The 20,829-nt window shown below is 27.4% G+C and carries 22 protein-coding genes and 1 tRNA gene; 11 read left to right on the top strand and 12 right to left on the bottom strand.

Annotation, left to right across the window (positions count from 1 at the left end; genetic code table 11):
- Positions 1–20 precede the first annotated feature (20 nt).
- Together ES045_RS00905 and ES045_RS00900 are read left to right on the top strand one after the other, a co-directional pair.
- Positions 21–1,208: a phosphoglycerate kinase gene (locus ES045_RS00905; protein ID WP_147110957.1), complete on the top strand. Its 1,188-nt coding sequence runs from the start codon at positions 21–23 to the stop codon at positions 1,206–1,208.
- Between the two features lie 147 nt (positions 1,209–1,355).
- The gene (locus tag ES045_RS00900; protein ID WP_147110954.1) at positions 1,356–2,396 is read left to right on the top strand and encodes an aldo/keto reductase; all 1,041 of its coding nucleotides are present in this window, start codon (positions 1,356–1,358) and stop codon (positions 2,394–2,396) included.
- Positions 2,397–2,499: 103 nt separating this feature from the next.
- On the opposite strand, the gene ES045_RS00895 is transcribed toward ES045_RS00900, so the two are convergent.
- Together ES045_RS00895 and ES045_RS00890 are read right to left on the bottom strand one after the other, a co-directional pair.
- The gene (locus ES045_RS00895) at positions 2,500–2,814 is read right to left on the bottom strand and encodes a DUF6370 family protein (RefSeq protein WP_147110951.1); all 315 of its coding nucleotides are present in this window, start codon (positions 2,812–2,814) and stop codon (positions 2,500–2,502) included.
- An 86-nt stretch (positions 2,815–2,900) separates the two neighbouring features.
- Positions 2,901–4,586 carry a glutamine--tRNA ligase/YqeY domain fusion protein gene (locus ES045_RS00890; protein WP_147110948.1) on the bottom strand — a complete coding sequence of 562 codons (1,686 nt, stop codon included), beginning with the start codon at positions 4,584–4,586 and terminating at the stop codon, positions 2,901–2,903.
- 110 nt (positions 4,587–4,696) lie between these two features.
- On the opposite strand from ES045_RS00890, the gene ES045_RS00885 reads away from it, so the two are divergent.
- The 4 genes from ES045_RS00885 (at position 4,697) to ES045_RS00875 (ending at position 6,129) form a co-directional block, all read left to right on the top strand.
- Positions 4,697–4,912: a zinc ribbon domain-containing protein gene (locus ES045_RS00885; RefSeq protein WP_147110945.1), complete on the top strand. Its 216-nt coding sequence runs from the start codon at positions 4,697–4,699 to the stop codon at positions 4,910–4,912.
- Between the two features lie 261 nt (positions 4,913–5,173).
- Positions 5,174–5,605: a DUF2452 domain-containing protein gene (locus ES045_RS16275; protein ID WP_189662992.1), complete on the top strand. Its 432-nt coding sequence runs from the start codon at positions 5,174–5,176 to the stop codon at positions 5,603–5,605.
- Positions 5,606–5,962, top strand: a complete 357-nt coding sequence (folB, locus tag ES045_RS16270; RefSeq protein WP_189662991.1) for a dihydroneopterin aldolase — start codon at positions 5,606–5,608, stop codon at positions 5,960–5,962. It begins immediately after the preceding gene.
- A 96-nt stretch (positions 5,963–6,058) separates the two neighbouring features.
- A tRNA-Cys gene (locus tag ES045_RS00875) sits at positions 6,059–6,129 on the top strand.
- A gap of 65 nt (positions 6,130–6,194) precedes the next feature.
- On the opposite strand, the gene ES045_RS00870 is transcribed toward ES045_RS00875, so the two are convergent.
- The 10 genes from ES045_RS00870 to ES045_RS00825 form a co-directional block, all read right to left on the bottom strand.
- Positions 6,195–7,487, bottom strand: a complete 1,293-nt coding sequence (locus ES045_RS00870) for an HlyD family secretion protein (RefSeq protein WP_147110942.1) — start codon at positions 7,485–7,487, stop codon at positions 6,195–6,197.
- Entirely contained in the window at positions 7,488–9,677 is a 2,190-nt protein-coding gene (locus ES045_RS00865) for a peptidase domain-containing ABC transporter (protein ID WP_147110939.1), read from the bottom strand. It abuts the gene before it with no gap.
- Positions 9,678–9,689: 12 nt separating this feature from the next.
- Positions 9,690–10,130: a hypothetical protein gene (locus ES045_RS00860; protein WP_147110936.1), complete on the bottom strand. Its 441-nt coding sequence runs from the start codon at positions 10,128–10,130 to the stop codon at positions 9,690–9,692.
- Positions 10,131–10,315: 185 nt separating this feature from the next.
- The gene (locus ES045_RS00855) at positions 10,316–10,522 is read right to left on the bottom strand and encodes a hypothetical protein (protein ID WP_147110933.1); all 207 of its coding nucleotides are present in this window, start codon (positions 10,520–10,522) and stop codon (positions 10,316–10,318) included.
- 72 nt (positions 10,523–10,594) lie between these two features.
- Entirely contained in the window at positions 10,595–11,605 is a 1,011-nt protein-coding gene (gene gwsS / locus ES045_RS00850; protein ID WP_147110930.1) for a grasp-with-spasm system SPASM domain peptide maturase, read from the bottom strand.
- Between the two features lie 21 nt (positions 11,606–11,626).
- Positions 11,627–11,824: a hypothetical protein gene (locus ES045_RS00845; RefSeq protein WP_147110927.1), complete on the bottom strand. Its 198-nt coding sequence runs from the start codon at positions 11,822–11,824 to the stop codon at positions 11,627–11,629.
- Positions 11,805–12,767, bottom strand: a complete 963-nt coding sequence (gwsG, locus tag ES045_RS00840) for a grasp-with-spasm system ATP-grasp peptide maturase (protein WP_147110924.1) — start codon at positions 12,765–12,767, stop codon at positions 11,805–11,807. Before gwsG ends, ES045_RS00845 begins: the two co-directional genes overlap by 20 nt.
- A 1-nt stretch (position 12,768) precedes the next feature.
- Positions 12,769–13,233, bottom strand: a complete 465-nt coding sequence (locus tag ES045_RS00835; RefSeq protein WP_147110921.1) for a hypothetical protein — start codon at positions 13,231–13,233, stop codon at positions 12,769–12,771.
- A 54-nt stretch (positions 13,234–13,287) separates the two neighbouring features.
- Entirely contained in the window at positions 13,288–13,500 is a 213-nt protein-coding gene (locus ES045_RS00830) for a hypothetical protein (protein WP_147110918.1), read from the bottom strand.
- A 15-nt stretch (positions 13,501–13,515) separates the two neighbouring features.
- Positions 13,516–13,710 carry a hypothetical protein gene (locus tag ES045_RS00825; protein WP_147110914.1) on the bottom strand — a complete coding sequence of 65 codons (195 nt, stop codon included), beginning with the start codon at positions 13,708–13,710 and terminating at the stop codon, positions 13,516–13,518.
- Positions 13,711–14,003: 293 nt separating this feature from the next.
- On the opposite strand from ES045_RS00825, the gene ES045_RS00820 reads away from it, so the two are divergent.
- The 5 genes from ES045_RS00820 to ES045_RS00805 all read left to right on the top strand — a co-directional run bounded on the left by ES045_RS00820 (position 14,004) and on the right by ES045_RS00805 (position 20,726).
- Positions 14,004–16,214 (top strand): lantibiotic dehydratase family protein, encoded by a 2,211-nt coding sequence (locus ES045_RS00820; protein WP_147110911.1) that lies wholly within the window; start codon positions 14,004–14,006, stop codon positions 16,212–16,214.
- Positions 16,215–16,223: 9 nt separating this feature from the next.
- Entirely contained in the window at positions 16,224–17,036 is an 813-nt protein-coding gene (locus tag ES045_RS00815; protein WP_147110908.1) for a thiopeptide-type bacteriocin biosynthesis protein, read from the top strand.
- Positions 17,037–17,045: 9 nt separating this feature from the next.
- Positions 17,046–18,701 carry a helix-turn-helix domain-containing protein gene (locus tag ES045_RS00810; protein WP_147110905.1) on the top strand — a complete coding sequence of 552 codons (1,656 nt, stop codon included), beginning with the start codon at positions 17,046–17,048 and terminating at the stop codon, positions 18,699–18,701.
- 94 nt (positions 18,702–18,795) lie between these two features.
- Entirely contained in the window at positions 18,796–18,954 is a 159-nt protein-coding gene (locus ES045_RS16265; RefSeq protein ID WP_189662990.1) for a hypothetical protein, read from the top strand.
- A 107-nt stretch (positions 18,955–19,061) separates the two neighbouring features.
- On the top strand, positions 19,062–20,726 hold the full coding sequence (locus ES045_RS00805) for a S8 family serine peptidase (protein WP_147110903.1): 1,665 nt from the start codon (positions 19,062–19,064) through the stop codon (positions 20,724–20,726).
- Positions 20,727–20,829: the final 103 nt, after the last annotated feature.

Below are 20,829 nucleotides of genomic sequence, written 5' to 3'. Positions count from 1 at the left end.
TTTGTTGAAAACAATCCATAATGAAAACACTGAAAGACTTTAATTTTGAAAATAAAAAAGCAATAATTCGCGTTGATTTTAACGTGCCTTTAAATGATAAATTTGAAGTAACTGATGATACTAGAATTCAGGCTGCAAAATCTACAATTATAGATATTTTAGAACAAGGAGGAAGCTGTGTTTTAATGTCTCATTTAGGACGTCCTAAAGGATTTCAAGAAGAATTTTCTTTAAAGCACATTGTAAAATCTGTGGTAGATGTTATTGGTTGCAATGTAAAATTTGTAGAAGATTGTATTGGAGATAAAGTAGAAGCAGCAGTGGCTAATTTAGAAGCTGGAGAGATTTTACTACTAGAAAATCTTCGTTATTATGAAGAAGAAACAAAAGGAGATGTTGCTTTTGCAGAGAAATTATCAAAATTTGGTGATATTTATGTAAATGATGCTTTTGGAACTGCTCACAGAGCACATGCGTCAACAACAATTATTGCGCAGTTTTTTGAAGGAAATAAATGCTTCGGAAACTTATTAGCAAGAGAAATAGAAAGTATAGATAAAGTATTAAACAATTCTGAAAAACCAGTTTTGGCAATTTTAGGAGGTGCAAAAGTATCTTCTAAAATTACAGTGATTGAAAATATTTTAGACAAAGTAGACCACTTAATTATTGGTGGTGGAATGAGTTTTACTTTTATAAAAGCACAGGGAGGAAAAATTGGTAATTCTATTTGTGAAGATGATAAAATGGAATTAGCACTTGCTATTTTAAAACAAGCAAAAGCAAAAGGAGTAGAAGTTCATATACCCGTAGACGTAATTGCTGCAGATGATTTTTCTAACGATGCTAATACACAAATTTGCGCTATTAATGAAATTCCTGAGGGTTGGGAAGGTGTTGATGCTGGACCAAAATCTAGAGAAATTTTTGATACAGTTGTAAATAAATGTAAAACCATTTTATGGAACGGACCTTTGGGTGTTTTTGAAATGGAATCTTTTGCAGGAGGAACCATTGCATTAGGACATTCAATAGACAAAGCAACCAAAAACGGAGCGTTTTCTTTAGTTGGTGGTGGAGATTCTGTTGCTGCTGTGAAGCAATTTGGTTTTGCAGATAAAGTAAGTTATGTTTCTACTGGTGGTGGTGCTATGTTAGAAATGTTAGAAGGAAAAACATTGCCAGGAATTGATGCTATTTTGAAGTAGTAGATAAATAATATTTATAGAAACAATTAGCGTGTAATTTTTAAAATTACACGCTAATTGTTTTAAAGACGAATAAGTCTTAGTTTTGTTGTGAGGTATTAATAAATTTCACAACTAAAATAAAGAACGTATACACTTTACATATATATGAAATATACAAAATTAGGAAACTCAGATATTAAAGTATCTAAGATTTGTTTAGGGACCATGACTTGGGGAAATCAAAACTCACAAGAAGATGGTTTCGAGCAGATGGATTATGCCTTAGAACAGGGAATTAATTTTTTTGACACTGCAGAATTATATCCGGTACCATCTAATCCTAAAACATATGCAGATACAGAAAGAATTATTGGTAATTGGTTTCAAAAAACAGGAAACAGAGAAAAAGTAGTTTTAGCTAGTAAAATTGCTGGTGGTGGCGACTATACAAAACATATAAGAACAGGCGGATTTAATAAAAATAACATAATAGAAGCAGTAGAAGGAAGTTTAAAAAGGTTAAAAACAGATTATTTAGATTTGTATCAATTGCATTGGCCAGATAGAGGTGTAAATTGTTTTGGCGAAAGAGATTATCCTTTTAAAACAGCTTCTAAAGAAGCAGAAAATCATTTAGAAATATTAGAAACATTAAATGATTTTGTAAAAGCAGGTACTATCAAATCTATTGGGCTTTCTAATGAAACTCCTTGGGGAACCATGAAATATTTAGAAACTGCAACTTCAAATAATCTAGTAAGACCAGTTTCTATTCAAAATTCATATTCTCTAATTCATAGATCTTATGAGGTTGCTATGTCTGAAATTTCATTGAGAGAAAATATAGGCTTATTAGTATATTCTCCTTTGGCACAAGGTGTTTTGTCTGGTAAGTATTTAGATGGTAAATCTCCAGAAGGTTCTAGAGGAAATTTATTTCCACGTTTTATAGCACGCTATACCGGAGATGGTTCTTTAAAAGCCGTTAAAAGATATGAGGAAATTGCAAAAAAATATGGTTTAACATCATCAGAAATGTCTTTGGCTTTTATTAATCAATTGCCATTTGTAACTAGTAATATTATTGGAGCAACAAAAATGAGTCAATTAAAAGAAAATATAAACTCTATAAATATAGAGTTGTCTGAAGATATTTTAAAAGAAATTGAAGTAGTACATAAAGAAATTCCAAATCCTGCGCCATAATTTAGTTTACAGTTTGTAGTAATCAGTCACTAGTATAAAAAAAATCCGAAGTAAAGATTTTACTTCGGATTTTTTTTTATCTTCATTTTTGTATCTAAAGTTGTTACTCTAAATCGTCTACCAACTTTATAGAAGTCGCTTTAAAACGTCCGTTTTCTACAACGCCAGAAACTTCTGCTTTTCTAACTACTTCGCAAAAACCTGTGTGTTCAGCATGAGCATCACCAAAATCATCAATATTAAAACTATCAACAAAATAAGCTTGCTCGTCTATACGAACTGCTAAATCGCAACCATCTTGACTATCTAGTGCAAACTGACATTGGCCACAAGAAATTTCTACCACTTTTTTTGCTTCTTTTTTATTAGAACAAGAAAGCGTAAAGATAAAGATTGATAAAAAAAGTAATTTTTTCATAATTTGTATTTTTAAATAAATATTATATTTTCAGTAGCAAAACAGCAAGTATGAAAACTGCTGCTAAATACTGCTACTAAAATAAACTATTTTCCTCCCCAAGAATCACGTAATCCAACAATCTTGTTAAAGACTAAATTGTCTGCAGTTGAATCATCATCAACATTAAAATACCCCATACGTTGAAACTGAAAACGTTCTCCAATTTTTGCCGTTTGTAAACTCGGTTCTACAAAAGCGGTAATCACTTCTAATGAATCAGGGTTTATAAATTCCATAAAATATTTGTCTTTATGAGAGTCTGGCGCTTCATCTAAAAACAATCTGTCATAAGCTCTCACTTCTGCTTTTATAGCATGTTTTACAGAAACCCAATGTAAAGTACCTTTTACTTTACGCTTGCTTTCTTCGGTGTCCATTCCAGATTTTGTCAACGGATCATACGTACAATGAATAACGGTAATTTCTCCATTTTCATCTTTTTCACAACTAGTTGCTGTAATGAAATATGCGTTTTTTAAACGGACTTCTTTTCCTAGTTTCAAACGAAAGAATTTCTTGTTCGCTTCTTCTCTAAAATCTTCACGTTCTATGTAAATTTCTCTAGAAAAAGGAACTTCTCTAGTTCCAAAACCATCTTCGTAATCATTATAATCAGCCGTTAACATTTCTTCTTGTTCTTCAGGATAATTATCAATAATCACTTTCACAGGATCTAAAACTCCCATCACTCTCTTAGCCGTTTTATTTAAATCCTCACGAATTTTAAACTCTAAAAGCGCTACATCAATTACATTTTCACGTTTAGAAACACCAACAGTTTCAATAAAACTTTTGATAGATTCTGGAGTGTAACCACGTCTTCTTAAACCAGAAATTGTTGGCATTCTAGGGTCGTCCCAACCAGCAACAATTCCGTTTTCAACCAAAGTTAACAATTTACGTTTGCTCATAATTGTGTAACTCAAATTCAAACGAGAAAACTCACGTTGTTTTGGCGGATTTGGGTATTCAGATCTGCTATAATCAACCACATTATCACGAAACCAATTGTACAATTCTCTGTGAGGTTTAAACTCTAAAGAACACAAAGAATGTGAAATTTGTTCGATATAATCACTCTCACCATGCGTCCAATCGTACATTGGGTAAATACACCAATCTGTACCAGTTCTATGGTGAGACTTGTACATCACTCTGTACATTAAAGGATCGCGCAGTAACATATTTGGGTTCTCCATATCAATCTTTGCACGCAAAGTATGTTCCCCCTCCTTAAATTTTCCGTCTTTCATTCCCTGGAATAATTCTAAGTTTTCTGAGACAGAACGCGTTCTAAAAGGGCTATTTGTACCAACCTTGGTTGGCGTCCCTTTTTGCGCTCTCATTTCTTCCGAAGATTGAGAATCTACATACGCTTTTCCATCTTTTATCAACAAAACTGCCCAATCGAACAATTGCTGAAAATAGTCTGAAGAATAACATTCATTTGCCCAAGAATAGCCCAACCAAGAAATATCTTTCTTAATCGCATCTACATACTCTTGTTCTTCTTTTGCAGGATTTGTATCGTCAAAACGTAAGTTTACAGGCGCATTATACGTCTCTCCCAAACCGAAACTAATTCCGATTGCTTTGGTGTGACCAATATGCAAATACCCATTTGGTTCTGGCGGAAAACGAAAACGTAAATTTTCTTTTGGCATTCCGTTTGCTAAATCCTCTTCAATAATATGCTCTAAAAAATTGAGCGATTTTTTCTCTTCAGACATCGTTTTATATGAAAAAATTAGAACACAAAATTACATAAAATACTTCATTGGTATTGAGAGTTTGTAACAAAATTGTAAATTCAGCAACTAATAACCAAACACTATTTCCTATGAGCAATCAAATTAGAAATTATACCTGTCCGAAATGCGACTCGAAAACCTATAAATTAGGAGAAATGCGTGCAACTGGCGGAACCTTATCGAAAATCTTTGATATTCAAAATCAGAAATTTACCAGCGTAACTTGTACACGTTGTACCTACACCGAATTCTACAAAACCAAAACAAGCGGTATTAGCAATGTTTTCGATTTTTTCACGAGTTAATGAAACTTAATTTTGAACCTTCTTCAGGCCTAATTTAAAATTGGTTATGTAATTCTAAATTTATTTCAGGACCTTAAAAGTGATCATTTACGATTCTTGGGCGTTACCAAGCAAAAAAGCTTGGTCAGGCTTTTCACTATATCTTTTTATTTAGAAAAAAAATAAAAAGGATGCCGTTTCAATCCTTAACGCTGGCATACTTTCCATTTAAAGTTCTAAAAAAGCTACTTAGGTACTTGTTTTTTGTCGTAATTTTGTAAAATGAAGAAAGACGCAGAAAAAAAGCCAGATTTAGTTGTTTTTAATGAAGAAACACAGAAGTATGACGCGGCTTTAAAACCCTACGGAACCTCTGCAAGTTCGCCAGTAATTAAACCAACAAATACTGCAACTTGGACGGCAGATGGTGTGAGACGTACCAATAAAATACTCAAAGGAAAATTCGAAGAAGTAAGAAAGGAGTATGAGTTGTTGATGGAAAAATTTCAATACAATGACATGTTGTACAATGCCAAATTTGGTTTTGAGCCTATTATTGGCGAAACATATCACTTATATATAAATAAAAAAGAAGAATTATTTTTATCAATTATAGAACCTAACGAATGGAGTTTAGAGTTTAAAGGATCTTTTAGATTAAACTCAGATAAAATGTGGGAAAAAATTGAAAGCATTTCAAATAAAGAAGAATAAATGGGGGTTATACAAGTAAACAATATCAAATTATATGCATTTCACGGTTGCTTAGATGAAGAGGCTAAAATAGGAAGTGAATACCGAGTAGATGTGGAGGTTAAGGCAAGTTTAAGAAAGTCTGCAAAAACAGATGAATTGGCAGACACGGTAGATTATGTACATTTAAATCATATTGTAAAAGAAGAAATGGCCATTCGTTCGAAGCTTCTAGAAGAGGTTGCACAACGCATTCTAAATCGTCTTTTTAAAGAAATTAGAAAGATAAAAAGTGCCAAAGTTTCTGTAGCAAAAATAAACCCACCAATTGGCGGAAACGTAGAAGAAGTAGTCATTATTCTCACAAAAAAGCGATAAGATAAAAAAATGCTTGCAATACTTGTAAATTTTCGTAAATTTGCAATCCTTAAAACAGCTTTCTAATTTATTAGAAATAAGTTTTAAAATTTAAAAGGTGTCTTGGCCGAGTGGCTAGGCAATGGTTTGCAAAACCATGTACAGCGGTTCGAATCCGCTAGACACCTCAAAAAACCTTAATTTCATCAATGAAATTAAGGTTTTTTATTTTAAAAATGAGTAGTGAGTTTTCTTAACGTTTTATAATCTTATTAAACTGATAAAAAAAACGTTCAATTAATCTTAAGTCCTCTGTTATAATTTCTGCGGTTCCGCGCATTTCTTGTTTGAATTTTATTTCTTTATTATAAGAAGTAATTAATTTATCTGGTAAAGAAACATCAATCATATAAAAACCATCTTTATTGGAAATTTCTGAAATATTATTTACAACACCTTTTAAAACTCCAAATTCATAATCTGGATAATTTTGTAATTTTAAATTTACTATTTGTCCAATTTTTACTTTACCTAAATTTTGAGCAGGAGTTTTTAATTTGGCTATATAAGAAGATTTTTCATTTGGAATAATTGTAAACACTAAATCTCCTTGATTTACAGTTTGATTTTCACTCCAGTAATTAAAAAAAGATACTTTACCATCCATTTCAGAATTTAACACATACTTCATTTCCCAATCTTTAATACTTTTCTTCAATTGATTAAAAGATTGAATTACATTTTTAAGTAGTGTCATTTCTTCACGAATACGAGATATTTCTGTTCCTTTTAAAGTTTTTTTACTATTAGAAATTGACTCTCTTAATTGAGAGATTGAAGAAGACATGTTTTTATAGCTTCTTTCTTTCTGAAGATATTCTAATTGTTTATTTTCATATTCCTTTTCAGAAATTACACCCTTATCAAAAAGATATTTACTTCTTTTCAAATCTTTTTGGTTGAACTCTAATTCTTTTTTATTTAGTGATTTTTGAGATTGAAGATTGATTAAACGCCTATTAAGTTCAGTTGTTGTAATTTTATTTGCATTAGCTTCATTAGAAAACGGATCTAATTCTTTATTTAAAATATATTGAATATAATTATTCTCAAAAACGGCATAACTTGTTTCAATATCTCCTAAGAATAAAATTGGCATCTTATCAATTGGGAAGTAAAACGATTGTTTTTGGATTTTCATATTATCTACAACAGATTTCAAAAAGAAAACATCTGTATAATTTGCTGTATTTTCTATAATAGCTAACGCTTGATTTTTATAAGATTTTTCTCCGTCTTTGACGAAAATAGTATCAATTTTACCTGTAATACTTGCATACTCTTTTTCAGGTGGAATTTTAGTAGTAATGATTGCTTCTGAAGTAATAATATCTGGGTATTTTACAAACCAAGACAATGCTAAAAGCATTACAATTAAAAGTAAGAATAGCGTATTTCCCCAACGAATCATCCAATTGGGTACTTTTGTAAGAATCTCTTGAACTTCTTCACTTCTTAATTCTATGTCTTCTATTTTGTTTGACATTTATTTACCTAATTCTAGTTGATTTTTCACTAAATGATAATAACTTCCTTTTTCTTTAATTAAAGATTGATGATTCCCAATCTCTACAATTTTCCCTTTATCTAAAACTACTATTTGATGCGCATTTTTTACTGTACTTAATCGATGTGCAATAACAACAACTGTTTTGTTTTTAAAAAAAGTATGTAGTTTTTCCATAATTACTTTTTCATTATTTGCATCTAATGCAGAAGTTGCTTCATCAAAAAATAAATAACTAGGGTTTTTGTAAACAGCCCTGGCAATTAATAATCGTTGTTTTTGTCCTGTACTTAATCCAACGCCTTCCATACCTATTTTTGTATTATAAGATAATGGTAAACTCTCTATAAAATCTTGAATATTTGCAACATCTACTGCATGAGATAATTTTTGTTTGTCTATATAATCTTCACCTACAGCAATATTATTAGCTATTGTATCGCTAAAAATATATCCTTCTTGCATTACTACACCACATTGGCTTCGCCAAGTTTTCTGAGAAATCGTATTTAAGTTATAATTACCTAATTTAACTTCACCTGCATTAGGGTTATAGAATTTTAGTAACAACTTCATTAAAGTAGTTTTTCCACTTCCGCTAACACCAACAATGGCAGTAATTTTATTTGCAGGAATTTCTAAATCTAATTCTTGTAATACCATTTGGTCTGAACCTATATATCTATAAGATACTTTATTTAAATTGATATTTGAATTGTTTGGTATTTCAGAAATACGTTCTTCATTTAGGGGTTCTTCATCTTCTTTTTCATGGATTTCAGACAAACGTTCTAGAGAAATTTTAGCATCTTGTAGTTCTCTTATAAAACCTATTAACTGCCCAACAGGAGCGTTTAACTGCCCCACAATATAAGTAATGGCTAACATCATCCCTAAAGTAATGTCTCCATCAATAACTAATTTTGCGGATAATACAGTAATTAAGATATTTTTAAGTTCATTGATAAAACCTGAACCTACGTTTTGATATTGTTCTAAAGCTAAACCTTCTATGGATATTTTAAATAAGCGAGCTTGTAAATATTCCCAAGACCAACGTTTTTGCTTCTCTGCATTGTGTAATTTAATTTCTTGCATGCCATTGATTAACTCAATTACCTTAGACTGTTCTTGACTCACTTGAGAAAATCGCTTGTAATCTAAATCTCTACGTTTCTTTAAAAAGATAAGAATCCATAAAAAATAGAAAAAACTACCTATTAAAAAAATGGCAAATATTTGCCAATTATAATACCCAAGTACAAGACTGAAGATTATTAAATTCATTAAGGAAAATAAAACGTTTAAAGAGGATGTTGTTAAAATACGTTCAATTCGCTTATGGTCATTGATACGCTGTAGAATATCTCCAGTCATTCGAGTATCAAAAAAGGCAATTGGCAAATTCATTAGTTTGATAAAAAAATCTGAAACTAATGAAATGTTTATACGAGTGCTTAAATGTAATAATATCCAACCTCGAATAACTTCAACGGCTGTTTTTCCAAAGAACAATGCTAATTGAGCAAATAGGATTAAATATATAAAATGTATATCTTGATTTTGAATACCAACATCTACAATACTTTGCGTTAAAAAAGGAAAAATTAGTTGTAGCAAACTTCCTGCTAATAGACCAATAATTAACTGAATCAGTAATTTTTTGTAACTAAAAAGATATTTAAACAAAAAAGAAAAACCTAACGATTTTTTTGCTGAATCAAATTCTGAATTATAAAATTTAGGTGTTGGTTCTACTAGTAAAGCAACTCCTTCTTCTGTTGTTTCATATGCATTATTACCAATCCAATTTTTTAAAAAATCTTCTTGGTTGTACTTTAACAAACCATGAGCAGGATCAGAAATGTAGAAGTTGCCTTTTTTAATTTTATATAAAACCACGTAATGGTTTTTATTCCAATGTAAAATACAAGGTAAAGGAGCTTCTAATAATTTTTCTAAAGATATTTTAACACCTAAACTTCTAAGACCTAATTTTTCAGCAGCCTCACTTAAACCCAATAAGCTACTTCCTGTTCTAGTAGTTTCTGCATGTTTTCTTAATGCTTGAATAGAAATAACCTTACCAAAATATTTGCTAATTATCTTTAAGCAAGTAGGACCACAATCTTTTTGGTCAGATTGTTTATAATGTGGAAATTTTTTCAAACTTATTATTAATTATTTTTTTAAATTTATTGGAGACCCTTTTCTTCCATTAAGATGCCACATTATATAATCATAATCCCCTTGAGATATTCTACCTTTATTTTTCTCAATATTAATTACCTTTTCAATTTTTTTCCAATATTTTTCTTGAGAATGAACAAAAACTAAAAAAGGAGCTATGTATTCTTTACAATTAAGCTTTTCTTTGTCTGGGAAACCATATTCTTCTATGATTTTGATTAGCTTTTCTGTATTTTGATTATCTAAGTCTATTTGTAAACTCATTAAAGAATCTTGTTTTTTCTGATTTTTATCTTTTAATAAATTTACAATTTTTCTAATTTTTTTGCCATAAGATAATTGTTTCTCTTTGGAAAATTTTATGTATTCTTTTTTAGAAATACCCTCCTTTTCTATTATTGAATCAAAAACCTTAAAAAAAGAATCTTCCATCAATTTATTTTTCCTGTATAATTGATCGTCCTTTCCAATTTTAGAAATAGTTTCGCATAGCATTTTGTTATTAACCTCTTTAGATTGGCAAGAAAAAAGTACGCTTAAAAATAATAATAGTTTGAATAATTTCATTAAAAAGATATTATCCCTTTATCTTTTTTAGATAAAGGGAGTTACTAAAATTAATTTTTTACAATCCATTGACCATTATCAAGTAAAACATCATCACCTTTGTTTAACTTACCATCATCATCAGTATCGTGATATACATCAGAACCAGATTTTCCTGATGATGTTTTGTATGATGTGTTACCACAACATCCTCCATTAATATTTGAAGGATTGGTTAATTCATGTTTTTTGAAATTTTCTTGAAATAATTTTTTCATAATTGAAATAATTTAGTTAAGCTTACTCTATTAATTAAGGTTTTCAGCTACGCCTTTGTTCTCTAAAATATTTTATATATTTATTAGATCATTTTTACTCCATTCTTCCCATTTATTTGTATAAGGATTATAGCCACATTTTAGTGGTTTAGGATATATATTATCTTTATTTTTTACAAATACTCTACAATCAGTGCATATATATTTAAATTCACAATCTCTACAAACCTTTATGTCATCTTTCGTAATATTCCAATACTTTTTAAACTTATCTTTATGAATGGACTTTTTTAATGAGTCTTTAGATAAGTTTCCAAAAACTTGATTCATTGAAGGGCAGTTTTTGATGTTTCCTTCCACATCTATACCAATTTTCCGATTCAGACAACTATTATTATTTTTACTTTCTGTAAAAAGAGACATATTTACTACAAAAAAATCTTTTGAAATTACTCCGCAACATGAATTGTCTTTTATTTCTTTTTTTGTATAAATAATATAACCCATATTTCCATTAATAGGAGGGATAAATTTTTCTTCTAACGAGCTAAATATTTTTAATGAAGTTAATCTTTTGTATTTACTTATGATTTGTTCTAAATTAGTAAAAGAATTACTAAATGGTAAAGTAAAATCAACTGAGATTATTGTAGATTCTGTTTCATCAAGATATTTTAGTATATCTGTTATTTCATTTAATTCAACAGAATCATATAACCTTATTTCTATGTGCTTACAATTTAATTCTTCTAATTGATTTATAACATTTATAATATCATAATCAGATTTAGAATCTCGGTCGATTATTGCATTAGTAATTGCAGAAGAGTTGTCCCATTTTAAATCTAATTTTGGAAATGACTCTGGGTTATCTGTAAAGAAAATAAATTCATTTTCTAAAAGAAATTCAAAATATTCCTCAATAGTTGAGTCATATTCGTTATTATATAATTTTTTGATTTCATTAATTTTTTTTCCTTCATAATTTAATAAAATTTCAACCAAGTCATTTGGAATTAATTTTACTTCATTGCGTTGTAAATCGCATATAGTACTTCTTTTAGCACCTTTACGGGCAAACAATTCGAAAAAAGTTTAAAAGGTTTATTCTGATTCATTTATTGTAATCATTTTAGATATAGGTTTGTAAAAACCTTCTGGAATAATATTTGAGTTTATTTTTTTAACAAAAATAAATTTCTCTTGTGAGTTAAAATCACTTTTAGATGAATTCTTATTTACATGTATGTTTCCCTTTTGTATGGTTAAAGGCAATTTTCTTTTAATTCTTTCTAATTCCATTTTCTATTAAGGCTGAAGCTATATTTTTTTCAATGTAATAATTGCAGTTTTTTGATACCCAGTCAAGTTGACCCATTGGATTTACTTCTAAAAAAACATATTCTTTAGAGGTCGTATAAATAATATCAATAGAACCTGTTTTAAGATTTACTTTACTCATAAATGCAATAACTTTTTTTTCTATTTTTTTTGGTAAAATGAAAGGGACACATCTGTTAGGTTTTTCACGATTATAATTTCTAAAATCAATTTTTGTCTTTTCATCATTCTGGGAAAATATTGCCATTGAATATAACTTGTCTTTAAAAAAGAAAACTCTAATTTCAAACTCTTTTTCTATCTGTTTTTGAACAAGTATGGGAGCAAAACTATCATCTAACAGGTCTAAATCTGTTTTTTTAATAATAAAAGTGCCACAGGAAGATATAGATTCTTTTTTAGTTTTAATTTCTACGGAATACCTAATATCTTTTGATATTGAAACATTTTTATTCAAAAAATTAGATAAATCAGTTTTTGAAGTTGTGATTAATGTTTCAGGGATTTGTAACCCAACTTCTTTTGCTTTAATTAAATTAAAAAGTTTGTAATTTTCAATTTCCTTTAAATAAGAACCCACATATTCTACAGTATCTTTCAAATAAAGTTCTATCGATTTTATTAACGCATCTTCTTCTTTTTTTAGATAGCTACTGTAATTACCTAAATTATTCAACTGGTTAGGCACGTGTCTTAACCTTCCCTTTCTATGCCAAACACAACTAACATTAATAAAATCAAGTTTATCAATTACCACACTAATATTACTATTACTTAAAGTAAATGAATTTAAGGAATTAAACTCTTCAGTATTTAAGTTTTTATATTCTACTTTATATTTATTAAGCCAATCTATAACAGTACTAGTTGTAATATCATACTTGCTACTTATTAACAAAATCATTTTAGTCTGTTTTTTTAAAGTTTATAATTGGCTTTGGCCTCCCTTCTAAGTGCCAAGTAATCATACCATAAGAAGCTTCATCTATTTTTCCTTTCTCATATTCAATATTTATTAAATCAGTAACTTCTTTTTTTAATTCATCTGGTGTATGCATTAACATTGCATAAATGGCTATGTTACTATTTGAATTACCTGAATCAAAATACCCATATTGTTTTATAATTACAATCAATCTTTTGGTATTGTAGGTGTCTATTACATTTTGCAATTTCCAAAGGCTATCTTTTTTAAATTTTTTAAGATTACTCCTGTTTTTTGAAATGTAAGTTCTATACTTTTGGTCATTAGCAAACATTTCATTCATTTGATTAAGTAAATTCTTTGGAATGATTATCTTTTTTGAGATTTGAGAAATACAATTAACATGAAATAAAGAAAAAAGAATCAAGGTTAGTATTAATTTCATATTTTATAATTTAAATAAACTACACGATTTTTCGTGTAGTTTAAAAATAGATTACTACCCTCTTTGCTCTCTCATATCATTGAAAAAAAAAGTAACAGTTTCTCCACTACCCCATTGATGATCATGGTCTGAATCAAAGAATTGATCGCTACCGAACGCCATTCCTTGAACTATACCTGGTGGAGTATCTATTGGCACTAAAGCACCCCCACCGTTAAAAATAGAACACTCTATCTGATTATCTTTAAAATTTTTTAATGTTTTCATTTTTCTTTTTTTTAGTTAAACCATAGTTAATTCAAATGAATCTCCCGAACTCCACTTTCCATCATCATCATTATCATGATGAATATCAGTGTAAAGCACTTCTTTGTTATCATTTTTAATCTCACTAGTAATATCTTTAAACCCACCAAATATTTTAGATGAATTAGAATCTAAAATAGATTCTTTTAAAAAATCATTTAATTTTTTCATAAATATAAATTTTAATTAATACCTACTCTATTTATGGCTTTTCGGTTTTCGCCTATTTGTTGCGCAACAATACTTTTCTTTTCATATTTAATCTTCCCGATAATTACGTTACAAATTAACAACAGAAAGAGATGAAAAACAAACCAAGCAAGTCGATATTCATAAATTAAGGACACTGTATTTATAAATATCGAATAGCTGTATTTTACTTAATTACATGTAAGTCAGTTAGATAAACTGTTCAGTTTCTTTTTTTAAGTTTTATGTATCTTTGTTCTTAAAAAAGAGCTAAATTGTTAAAGAAAAAAGAAAATAAGTATCAAATATTCAATAGTTATTGTTTAAGAACGCCATTACTTCCTTTTTCTAAGATTAAAAACATTTATAATTCTACTTCAATTGACTTTAAAATTTTATTAGAAAGTGTTGTTTTTAGAGAAGCTATTTTTTTAGCTTCACCAGATTTATACAATCAAATAATAAAGTGGGAGCAAGGAAAGTTGCAAGATGAACAAAAAATAGAAAAACTAAAATTTTCTATTTTAAAATATTTTACTCGTATTTCTAGTAGATGTACTCCTTTTGGTTTATTTGCTTCTTGTGGTGTTGGAGAATTTGGATATGAAACAAATATTCAATTAAATAACACTAATGTATATGAAAGACATACCCGTTTTGATACCACTTTTTTAAATCAGCTATCTCAGGAGTTATTAAAAATCGATGTAATAAAGGAAAATGTATTGTTTTATCCAAACACAAGTATTTATAAAATAGGAAATCATTACAGGTATGTAGAATATAGTATTGAGAATAAAAGAAGAAATTATGCTTTAGAAGGTTTGGTCCATTCTGAATATTTAGAAGCTATTTTAAACGAAGCTAAAACAGGGAAAACAATTAATGAATTATCTAAATTATTAGTTGATGTTGAAATAACAAATGAAGAAGCTAAAGGTTTTGTTGAAGAATTAATAGACAATCAAATTTTAGTATCAGAATTAGAAATTACAGTTACAGGAGGTGATTATTTTGAAAATCTACTATATAGAATTAAACAAATACCAGAAGCTTCTGAAATTTACTTTCAATTATTTGATTTAGAAAAAGCTCTAAAAAAATTAGATTCAAAATTTGGCAACAGTATAAAGTTATATGAGTCTATAATCAGTTTAGCTAAGAATTTAGTGCCAGATTTAGATACTAAATATTTATTTCAGACTGATACTTTTACTTCTTTTAAAGAAAATACTTTAGATGAAAACATTAAAAAGCAATTAAAGAAAGTATTTGTATTGTTTAATAAAATGACTTTGCCATCTTCAAATGGAAATATTGAGCAATTTAAAAGAGATTTTTTAAATCGTTTTGAAGATTCCGAAGAAATTCCTTTAAATCTAGTTTTAGATACAGAAACAGGCTTAGGTTATGGTTTTAAAAAAGAAGATTCTAATGATTTATTAGATGATATATTTTCTCCTAAAATTATTAAAAGATATAAGCATTTTACTTGGACAGATGTAGATGATATTCTACAGCAAAAATTAATAAATACTCTACTAAAAGGAGAACATGTTCTTCATTTAAATGAAGATGACTTTAAAGATTTACCATTAAGTTGGAATGATTTACCTGATACATTTTCTTCATTAATAGAAATTTATAAAGTGCAAGACGATGTGAAAGTATTTATTGACAATGCAGGTGGTACTTCTGCTACTTATTTGATGGGGAGGTTTTCAGCTAATAATAATAATAAAGTAAATTCTTTTATTAAAGAAGTTTCAGATTTAGAAAAAAAATTAAATCCAAACCAAATTCTAGCTGAAATTGTTCATTTGCCTGAATCACGAATTGGAAACATTATAAATAGGTCTGCTATTAGAAATTATGAAATACCATATTTAGGCAATTCTAGTGTTCCTTTGAAAAATCAAATACCTATTACCGATATTTTAGTAACTATAAAAAATGATAAAATTATTTTAAAGTCTAAGAAATTAGATAAAGAAATACTCACTAGGTTAAGCAATGCACATAATTACGATTCAAATTCCTTACCAACTTATAAATTTCTTTGCGACATTCAGACTCAAGATAAAAGAGATGTTATTGGTTTTGGATGGAACCCTATTTTTAAAAATTATTCTTTTTTACCAAGAGTTGAATTTGAAAATATGATTTTTTCTAAAGCTAAGTGGAAAATAAATGTTAACAAATTTAAAGAGTTGTTCATTGAAGAAAAATGTACTAGTTTAATAAGAAAGTGGCAAATAGATAATATGATTCCCGATTTAGTTGAACTTGTAGAAGGTGATAATAAGTTGTTAATAAATTTGAAAAATGATTTATCAATAAGTATTTTATTAAATACGGTAAAAAATATGAAAGAATTTTTATTGGAGGAATTTTTATTTTCTGATAATGAAAATATAAAAGACGAAAAAGGAAACTCTTTTTGCAATCAGTTCATTGTTTCTTATTACAATAACACCAAACTTTAAGAGCCGTATATGAAAGGAAATGATAAACAAAAAAATTTTCTACCTGGAGACGAATGGCTCTATTACAAAATTTATTCTGGCGTAAAAGTTGCGGATATTTTACTAATAGAAATTATAAAACCTTTAACAACAGAATTGATTGATAATAATATAATCAACAAATGGTTTTTTATACGCTATTTAGATCCTGAGCCACATTTAAGAGTTAGATTTCGTCTAAAAGACATAGAAAACTTTAGTATTGTAGTTTTAAAGTTAAAGGTCTTACTAACCTCTTATATTAAGGACAATCAAATATGGAAATTACAAATTGAAAATTATAAAAGAGAAGTAATTAGATATGATACAAATTATTTTGATAAAATTGAAACGTTGTTTTATTTAGATAGTGAAATAATAACTAATATTATTATTAACTCTAAAACTGACGAAGAGCGTTTTATTCAATTATTTATTTGGCTAGAAAAGATTTTTATTTTTTTAAATTTGGATAAAAAGGAATTATTAAACTTTTTAGAAATTATGAAAATACAATTTCAGAGAGAGTTTGAAGTTGATAGTAATATGAAAAAAAAGTTGAGTTTTAAGTATAGAAATTTAATACCTAAATTACAAAGTAAAAAAAATCTAATATTTCCTTTTGAAAATAGGTTTTCAGAAGTATTGGATTCATTATTGATATTAGAAAAAAAGAATATGCTTAATAATTTATTGCCAAGTATTATTCATATGAGTATAAACAGATGCTTTCTTTCAAACCAAAGACTTTACGAAATGACTCTTTATGATTTTTATTTAGAAAACACAAATCAGAACATATAAGACATAAAAATGTATAGATTAAGAAAACATATAATAATCTTTCTAAGCTTTAGTTATTCTTTAGTTTTTTATGGTCAAAATATTGATTCTTTAGAAAATAAATCAACTGATGAATTATTCAATCTTTATGAAAGCAGTAAAAAAATAGATGATAAAAAATCTATTATTAAAGTTTTCTTAGGAAAAGCTAAAGTCAATAAATCAAAAAATGACATAATTACAGGGTATTATGTGCTTGCTGGTCTTTACGACGATATAAATGTACTAAAATATAGCGATAGCATAATAAGCTTAACTTCAAAGAATCCAAATGCCTATCATCCTGCTTATGATTACTTAACCAAGGCTTATTTTTTTCAAGATAGATATGATTATGTCAATGCTATTGATAATTATTTGATAGTAAATGAATACGCAAAAAAATCTAACAACTCTGAATTAATAGTTCTAGCAAATTATAGTATTGGTTGTTTAAAAAGAAAAATAAAAGAATACAGTGGTGCATTAAAGCTCTTGAAAGAAAATTTAAAATATGCCAATAAATTAAAAGATAATAACCATAAACTACTTTCCCTAATTGAAATTTCAAATATTTATACGGAAACTAATAATATAGATTCTTTAAGCACTTATTCTGAGCAAGGAAAAAAATTATCATTGGTTTTGAAAGATTCAATATCATACCATCATTTCTTAACAAATGAAGCAATTACAAGTTATAATGAAGAAAATATTCAAGAGTCTATTATTAAATTAGAAAAAGAAAAACAATTTTTTGAAAGAAAAAAAGAAAGTAAATATTTATTATACCCTTATTTCTATTTAGCGAATGCTAATATTGTCATTGACAATAAAAAAGAAGCTTTAAAATATTTTAAAAAAGTTGATTCTATTCACCAAATAGAACAAAGTGTTTCTCCCTTTGTAAAAGATGCATATTCATTTTTAATTAGTCATTATAAAAAATCTGGAAATTTAGAAATCCAATTAAAATATGTAAATAGACTTATAGCTTTTGATAGTATCATTAATACAAATAGTTTGTTTCTAAATAAGAGAATTTATAAGGAATATGATATTCCAAAATTAAATGCAGAAAAAAAGATTATTATTGCAACAATGCAGAAAAAAGAGCATATGTCATTAATAGTTTTAATAGCTTTATTTGTTGTTTTAATTATTGTTTCTTTAATTTTAAGACATCAGTATAAGAAGAGAAAATTTTACAAGAATAAAGTGGAGATTATAATGACTACTACTACTACTACTACTACTACTATCAATAATAGTAATAATATTGATATTCCAAAAGATATTGTTGATGAAGTTCTTCTTAAATTAGAAAAGTTTGAACTTGATAAAAAATATCTTTCAAATAAAGTAACTCTTAATTCTTTAGCAAAAGATTTAAGTAGTAATACTAATTATCTATCTAAGATTATTAATCATTACAAAGGGTTATCATTTTCAAATTACCTAAATACTTTAAGAATTAATTTTATAGTTAGTGAATTAAAAGTGAATAGTCTCTATCGAAAGTTTACTGTTAAAGCTATAGCTGAAGAAGCAGGGTTTAATAATTCAGAATCATTTTCAAAGGCTTTCTATAAAATTACAAATGTAAAACCATCTTTTTTCATGAAACAATTAGAAGAAAATTATTAAAAATTACTCGATATTTATGAATATCGAGTAATTTTTAAAGTTTCTTGTAAATTAAGTATTGAATTTATTTTACATTTATGAAAAACATAAAATTATGAGCAAATTAAAATTAGAAAAATTTACAATTTCAAAATTAACAAATGCATCTGCAATTTTTGGAGGAAATGGTGATGATGATGGAACTATAATAAAAAGACCTACAAGACCAAAGTGCATCGATAAATCTAGAAAACTAGAGATGGAAAAAGGATAAACTAGAGTTATTTCCCAATAATTAACTCAAACTTTTAAGAATACCTAAAAGCATATTACTATTAAATGTCTTTTAGGTATTTTTGTATTTATTAAACATTTTATTTTATGAGTGATATTAAAAAAATCATTGTTATATTCTTTATGGGTTTTATCTTTTTTAGTTGTAATAAAACAAACTATAAGACTATTAAAGTGAATAACAAAGTTTCTTTAAAAAGATACAAATTAGAGTCTTTAGAAGATTTTAAAAACTGGCATTTTAAAGATGTTCTTATAGACACATTAGCAGGAATTAGCCTTAATAGAGCTTATGATTCTCTATTAGTTAATAGAAAACCTAAAAAAATAATTGTTGCTGTAATTGATATGCCAATTGAAATTAATCATTTAGGTCTAAAAAATTATATTTGGAACAATAAAAATGAAATTTCTAATAATAATTTTGATGACGATCAAAATGGTTATATGGATGATAAAAATGGTTGGAATTTTTTAAGTAATAAAGAAGGAGGTACTAATTATTTTGTAAACTATGAATATACCAGGATAATAAAAGAATATTCTTATAAGTTTAAAGGGAAGAAGATTAAAGAAATCAATCAAAAAGATTCAACCTTATTTCGTGTTTATAAAAAAGCAGAACTGAAATATAAACAACGTTTTATGTTTGCAAATGAAGAAGTAGAGTACATTAAAAACTTATCAATATGGAAAAAAGAAGCTGAGGAGGTAATTTCAAAATATATAAAAAACAGTAATTATGGTATCCATGAACTCGATAGTTTAAAAAATATGTACCCTAAGAATAAAGATTTACAAGATGCTTTAATTCAAAAAACTAATTTTATTGAATGGGAATTTACTGATAGCTACATAAAAGATTATAAACTAAAAGCCGAAGAAAGAGTCAGTAAGTTGTTAAACCTTGATTATAATGATAGGAAAATTCAAGGAGATAATCCAAAACTAATAAATGATATTGAATATGGAACCCCAAAATTTGAAGTAAATTTTGAATTACTTGATCACGGTACTAAAATGGCTGGTATAATCGTTAATATTGGTAAAAATGAAGAGCTTGAAATTATGTCATTAGCAATTTCTGCTTATGGTGATGAACATGATAAAGATATAGCTTTGGCAATAAGATATGCTGTTGACAATGGTGCTAAGGTAATAAATATGAGTTTCGCTAAAGAATTTTCTTTATATCCTAATTGGGTTTTAGATGCTATAAAGTATGCTTATGAAAATAACGTATTGATAGTAAATGGAGCAGGTAACGATAATCAAGATTTAGAAATAAAAAATGTAACTTGGTTTCCTAATGATCATGGACATGAAAATAAGAAAGAAATATCTAATAATTTTTTAAAAGTTGGTTCTAGTGGACTGTATATTAATAAAAAATTAAAATCTTCTTTTAGCAATTATGGAAATAATGAAGTAGATATTTTTGCTCCTGGAGAATATATTTATACTACTTTTCCTAATAACGAGTATAATCTTGTTTATGGTGGCACATCTGCATCTTCAGCTATAACATCAGGAGTTGCAGCCTTATTGTATTCTTACTACCCAAATTTAACAGCTTCTCAAGTAAAAAATATTTTAATGGATTCTGGTTTGGAATATACAATTGAAGTAAATACTCCAACAGAAGAAGATAAAAACAAAACAATACCTTTTAATATATTATCTAAATCAGGTAAAGTTCTAAACGCTTATAATGCCCTTATTATGGCAGATAGTATTTCTAGAAGTAATTAGCATTAACTTTAAATATAACAAAGAAATTCACTCCTGAGCTAATTTTACAAAACTTGATATTATTTATTAATTCCTCTTTTTATTGAAGTATTTTAACACTTAT

Origin of the sequence: Polaribacter sp. IC073, from assembly GCF_007997075.1 — a bacterium.
GTDB lineage: Bacteria > Bacteroidota > Bacteroidia > Flavobacteriales > Flavobacteriaceae > Polaribacter.
This window is presented reverse-complemented; position numbering and strand designations above follow the sequence as displayed.

Coding starts and splice junctions, on each gene's coding strand:
- ES045_RS00905 (WP_147110957.1), top strand. CDS start 21: ATGAAAACACTGAAAGACTTTAATTTTGAAAATAAAAAAGCAATAATT.
- ES045_RS00900 (WP_147110954.1), top strand. CDS start 1,356: ATGAAATATACAAAATTAGGAAACTCAGATATTAAAGTATCTAAGATT.
- ES045_RS00895 (WP_147110951.1), bottom strand. CDS start 2,814: ATGAAAAAATTACTTTTTTTATCAATCTTTATCTTTACGCTTTCTTGT.
- ES045_RS00890 (WP_147110948.1), bottom strand. CDS start 4,586: ATGTCTGAAGAGAAAAAATCGCTCAATTTTTTAGAGCATATTATTGAA.
- ES045_RS00885 (WP_147110945.1), top strand. CDS start 4,697: ATGAGCAATCAAATTAGAAATTATACCTGTCCGAAATGCGACTCGAAA.
- ES045_RS16275 (WP_189662992.1), top strand. CDS start 5,174: ATGAAGAAAGACGCAGAAAAAAAGCCAGATTTAGTTGTTTTTAATGAA.
- folB (WP_189662991.1), top strand. CDS start 5,606: ATGGGGGTTATACAAGTAAACAATATCAAATTATATGCATTTCACGGT.
- ES045_RS00870 (WP_147110942.1), bottom strand. CDS start 7,487: ATGTCAAACAAAATAGAAGACATAGAATTAAGAAGTGAAGAAGTTCAA.
- ES045_RS00860 (WP_147110936.1), bottom strand. CDS start 10,130: ATGGAAGATTCTTTTTTTAAGGTTTTTGATTCAATAATAGAAAAGGAG.
- ES045_RS00855 (WP_147110933.1), bottom strand. CDS start 10,522: ATGAAAAAATTATTTCAAGAAAATTTCAAAAAACATGAATTAACCAAT.
- ES045_RS00845 (WP_147110927.1), bottom strand. CDS start 11,824: ATGGAATTAGAAAGAATTAAAAGAAAATTGCCTTTAACCATACAAAAG.
- gwsG (WP_147110924.1), bottom strand. CDS start 12,767: ATGATTTTGTTAATAAGTAGCAAGTATGATATTACAACTAGTACTGTT.
- ES045_RS00835 (WP_147110921.1), bottom strand. CDS start 13,233: ATGAAATTAATACTAACCTTGATTCTTTTTTCTTTATTTCATGTTAAT.
- ES045_RS00830 (WP_147110918.1), bottom strand. CDS start 13,500: ATGAAAACATTAAAAAATTTTAAAGATAATCAGATAGAGTGTTCTATT.
- ES045_RS00825 (WP_147110914.1), bottom strand. CDS start 13,710: ATGAAAAAATTAAATGATTTTTTAAAAGAATCTATTTTAGATTCTAAT.
- ES045_RS00815 (WP_147110908.1), top strand. CDS start 16,224: ATGAAAGGAAATGATAAACAAAAAAATTTTCTACCTGGAGACGAATGG.
- ES045_RS00810 (WP_147110905.1), top strand. CDS start 17,046: ATGTATAGATTAAGAAAACATATAATAATCTTTCTAAGCTTTAGTTAT.
- ES045_RS16265 (WP_189662990.1), top strand. CDS start 18,796: ATGAGCAAATTAAAATTAGAAAAATTTACAATTTCAAAATTAACAAAT.
- ES045_RS00805 (WP_147110903.1), top strand. CDS start 19,062: ATGAGTGATATTAAAAAAATCATTGTTATATTCTTTATGGGTTTTATC.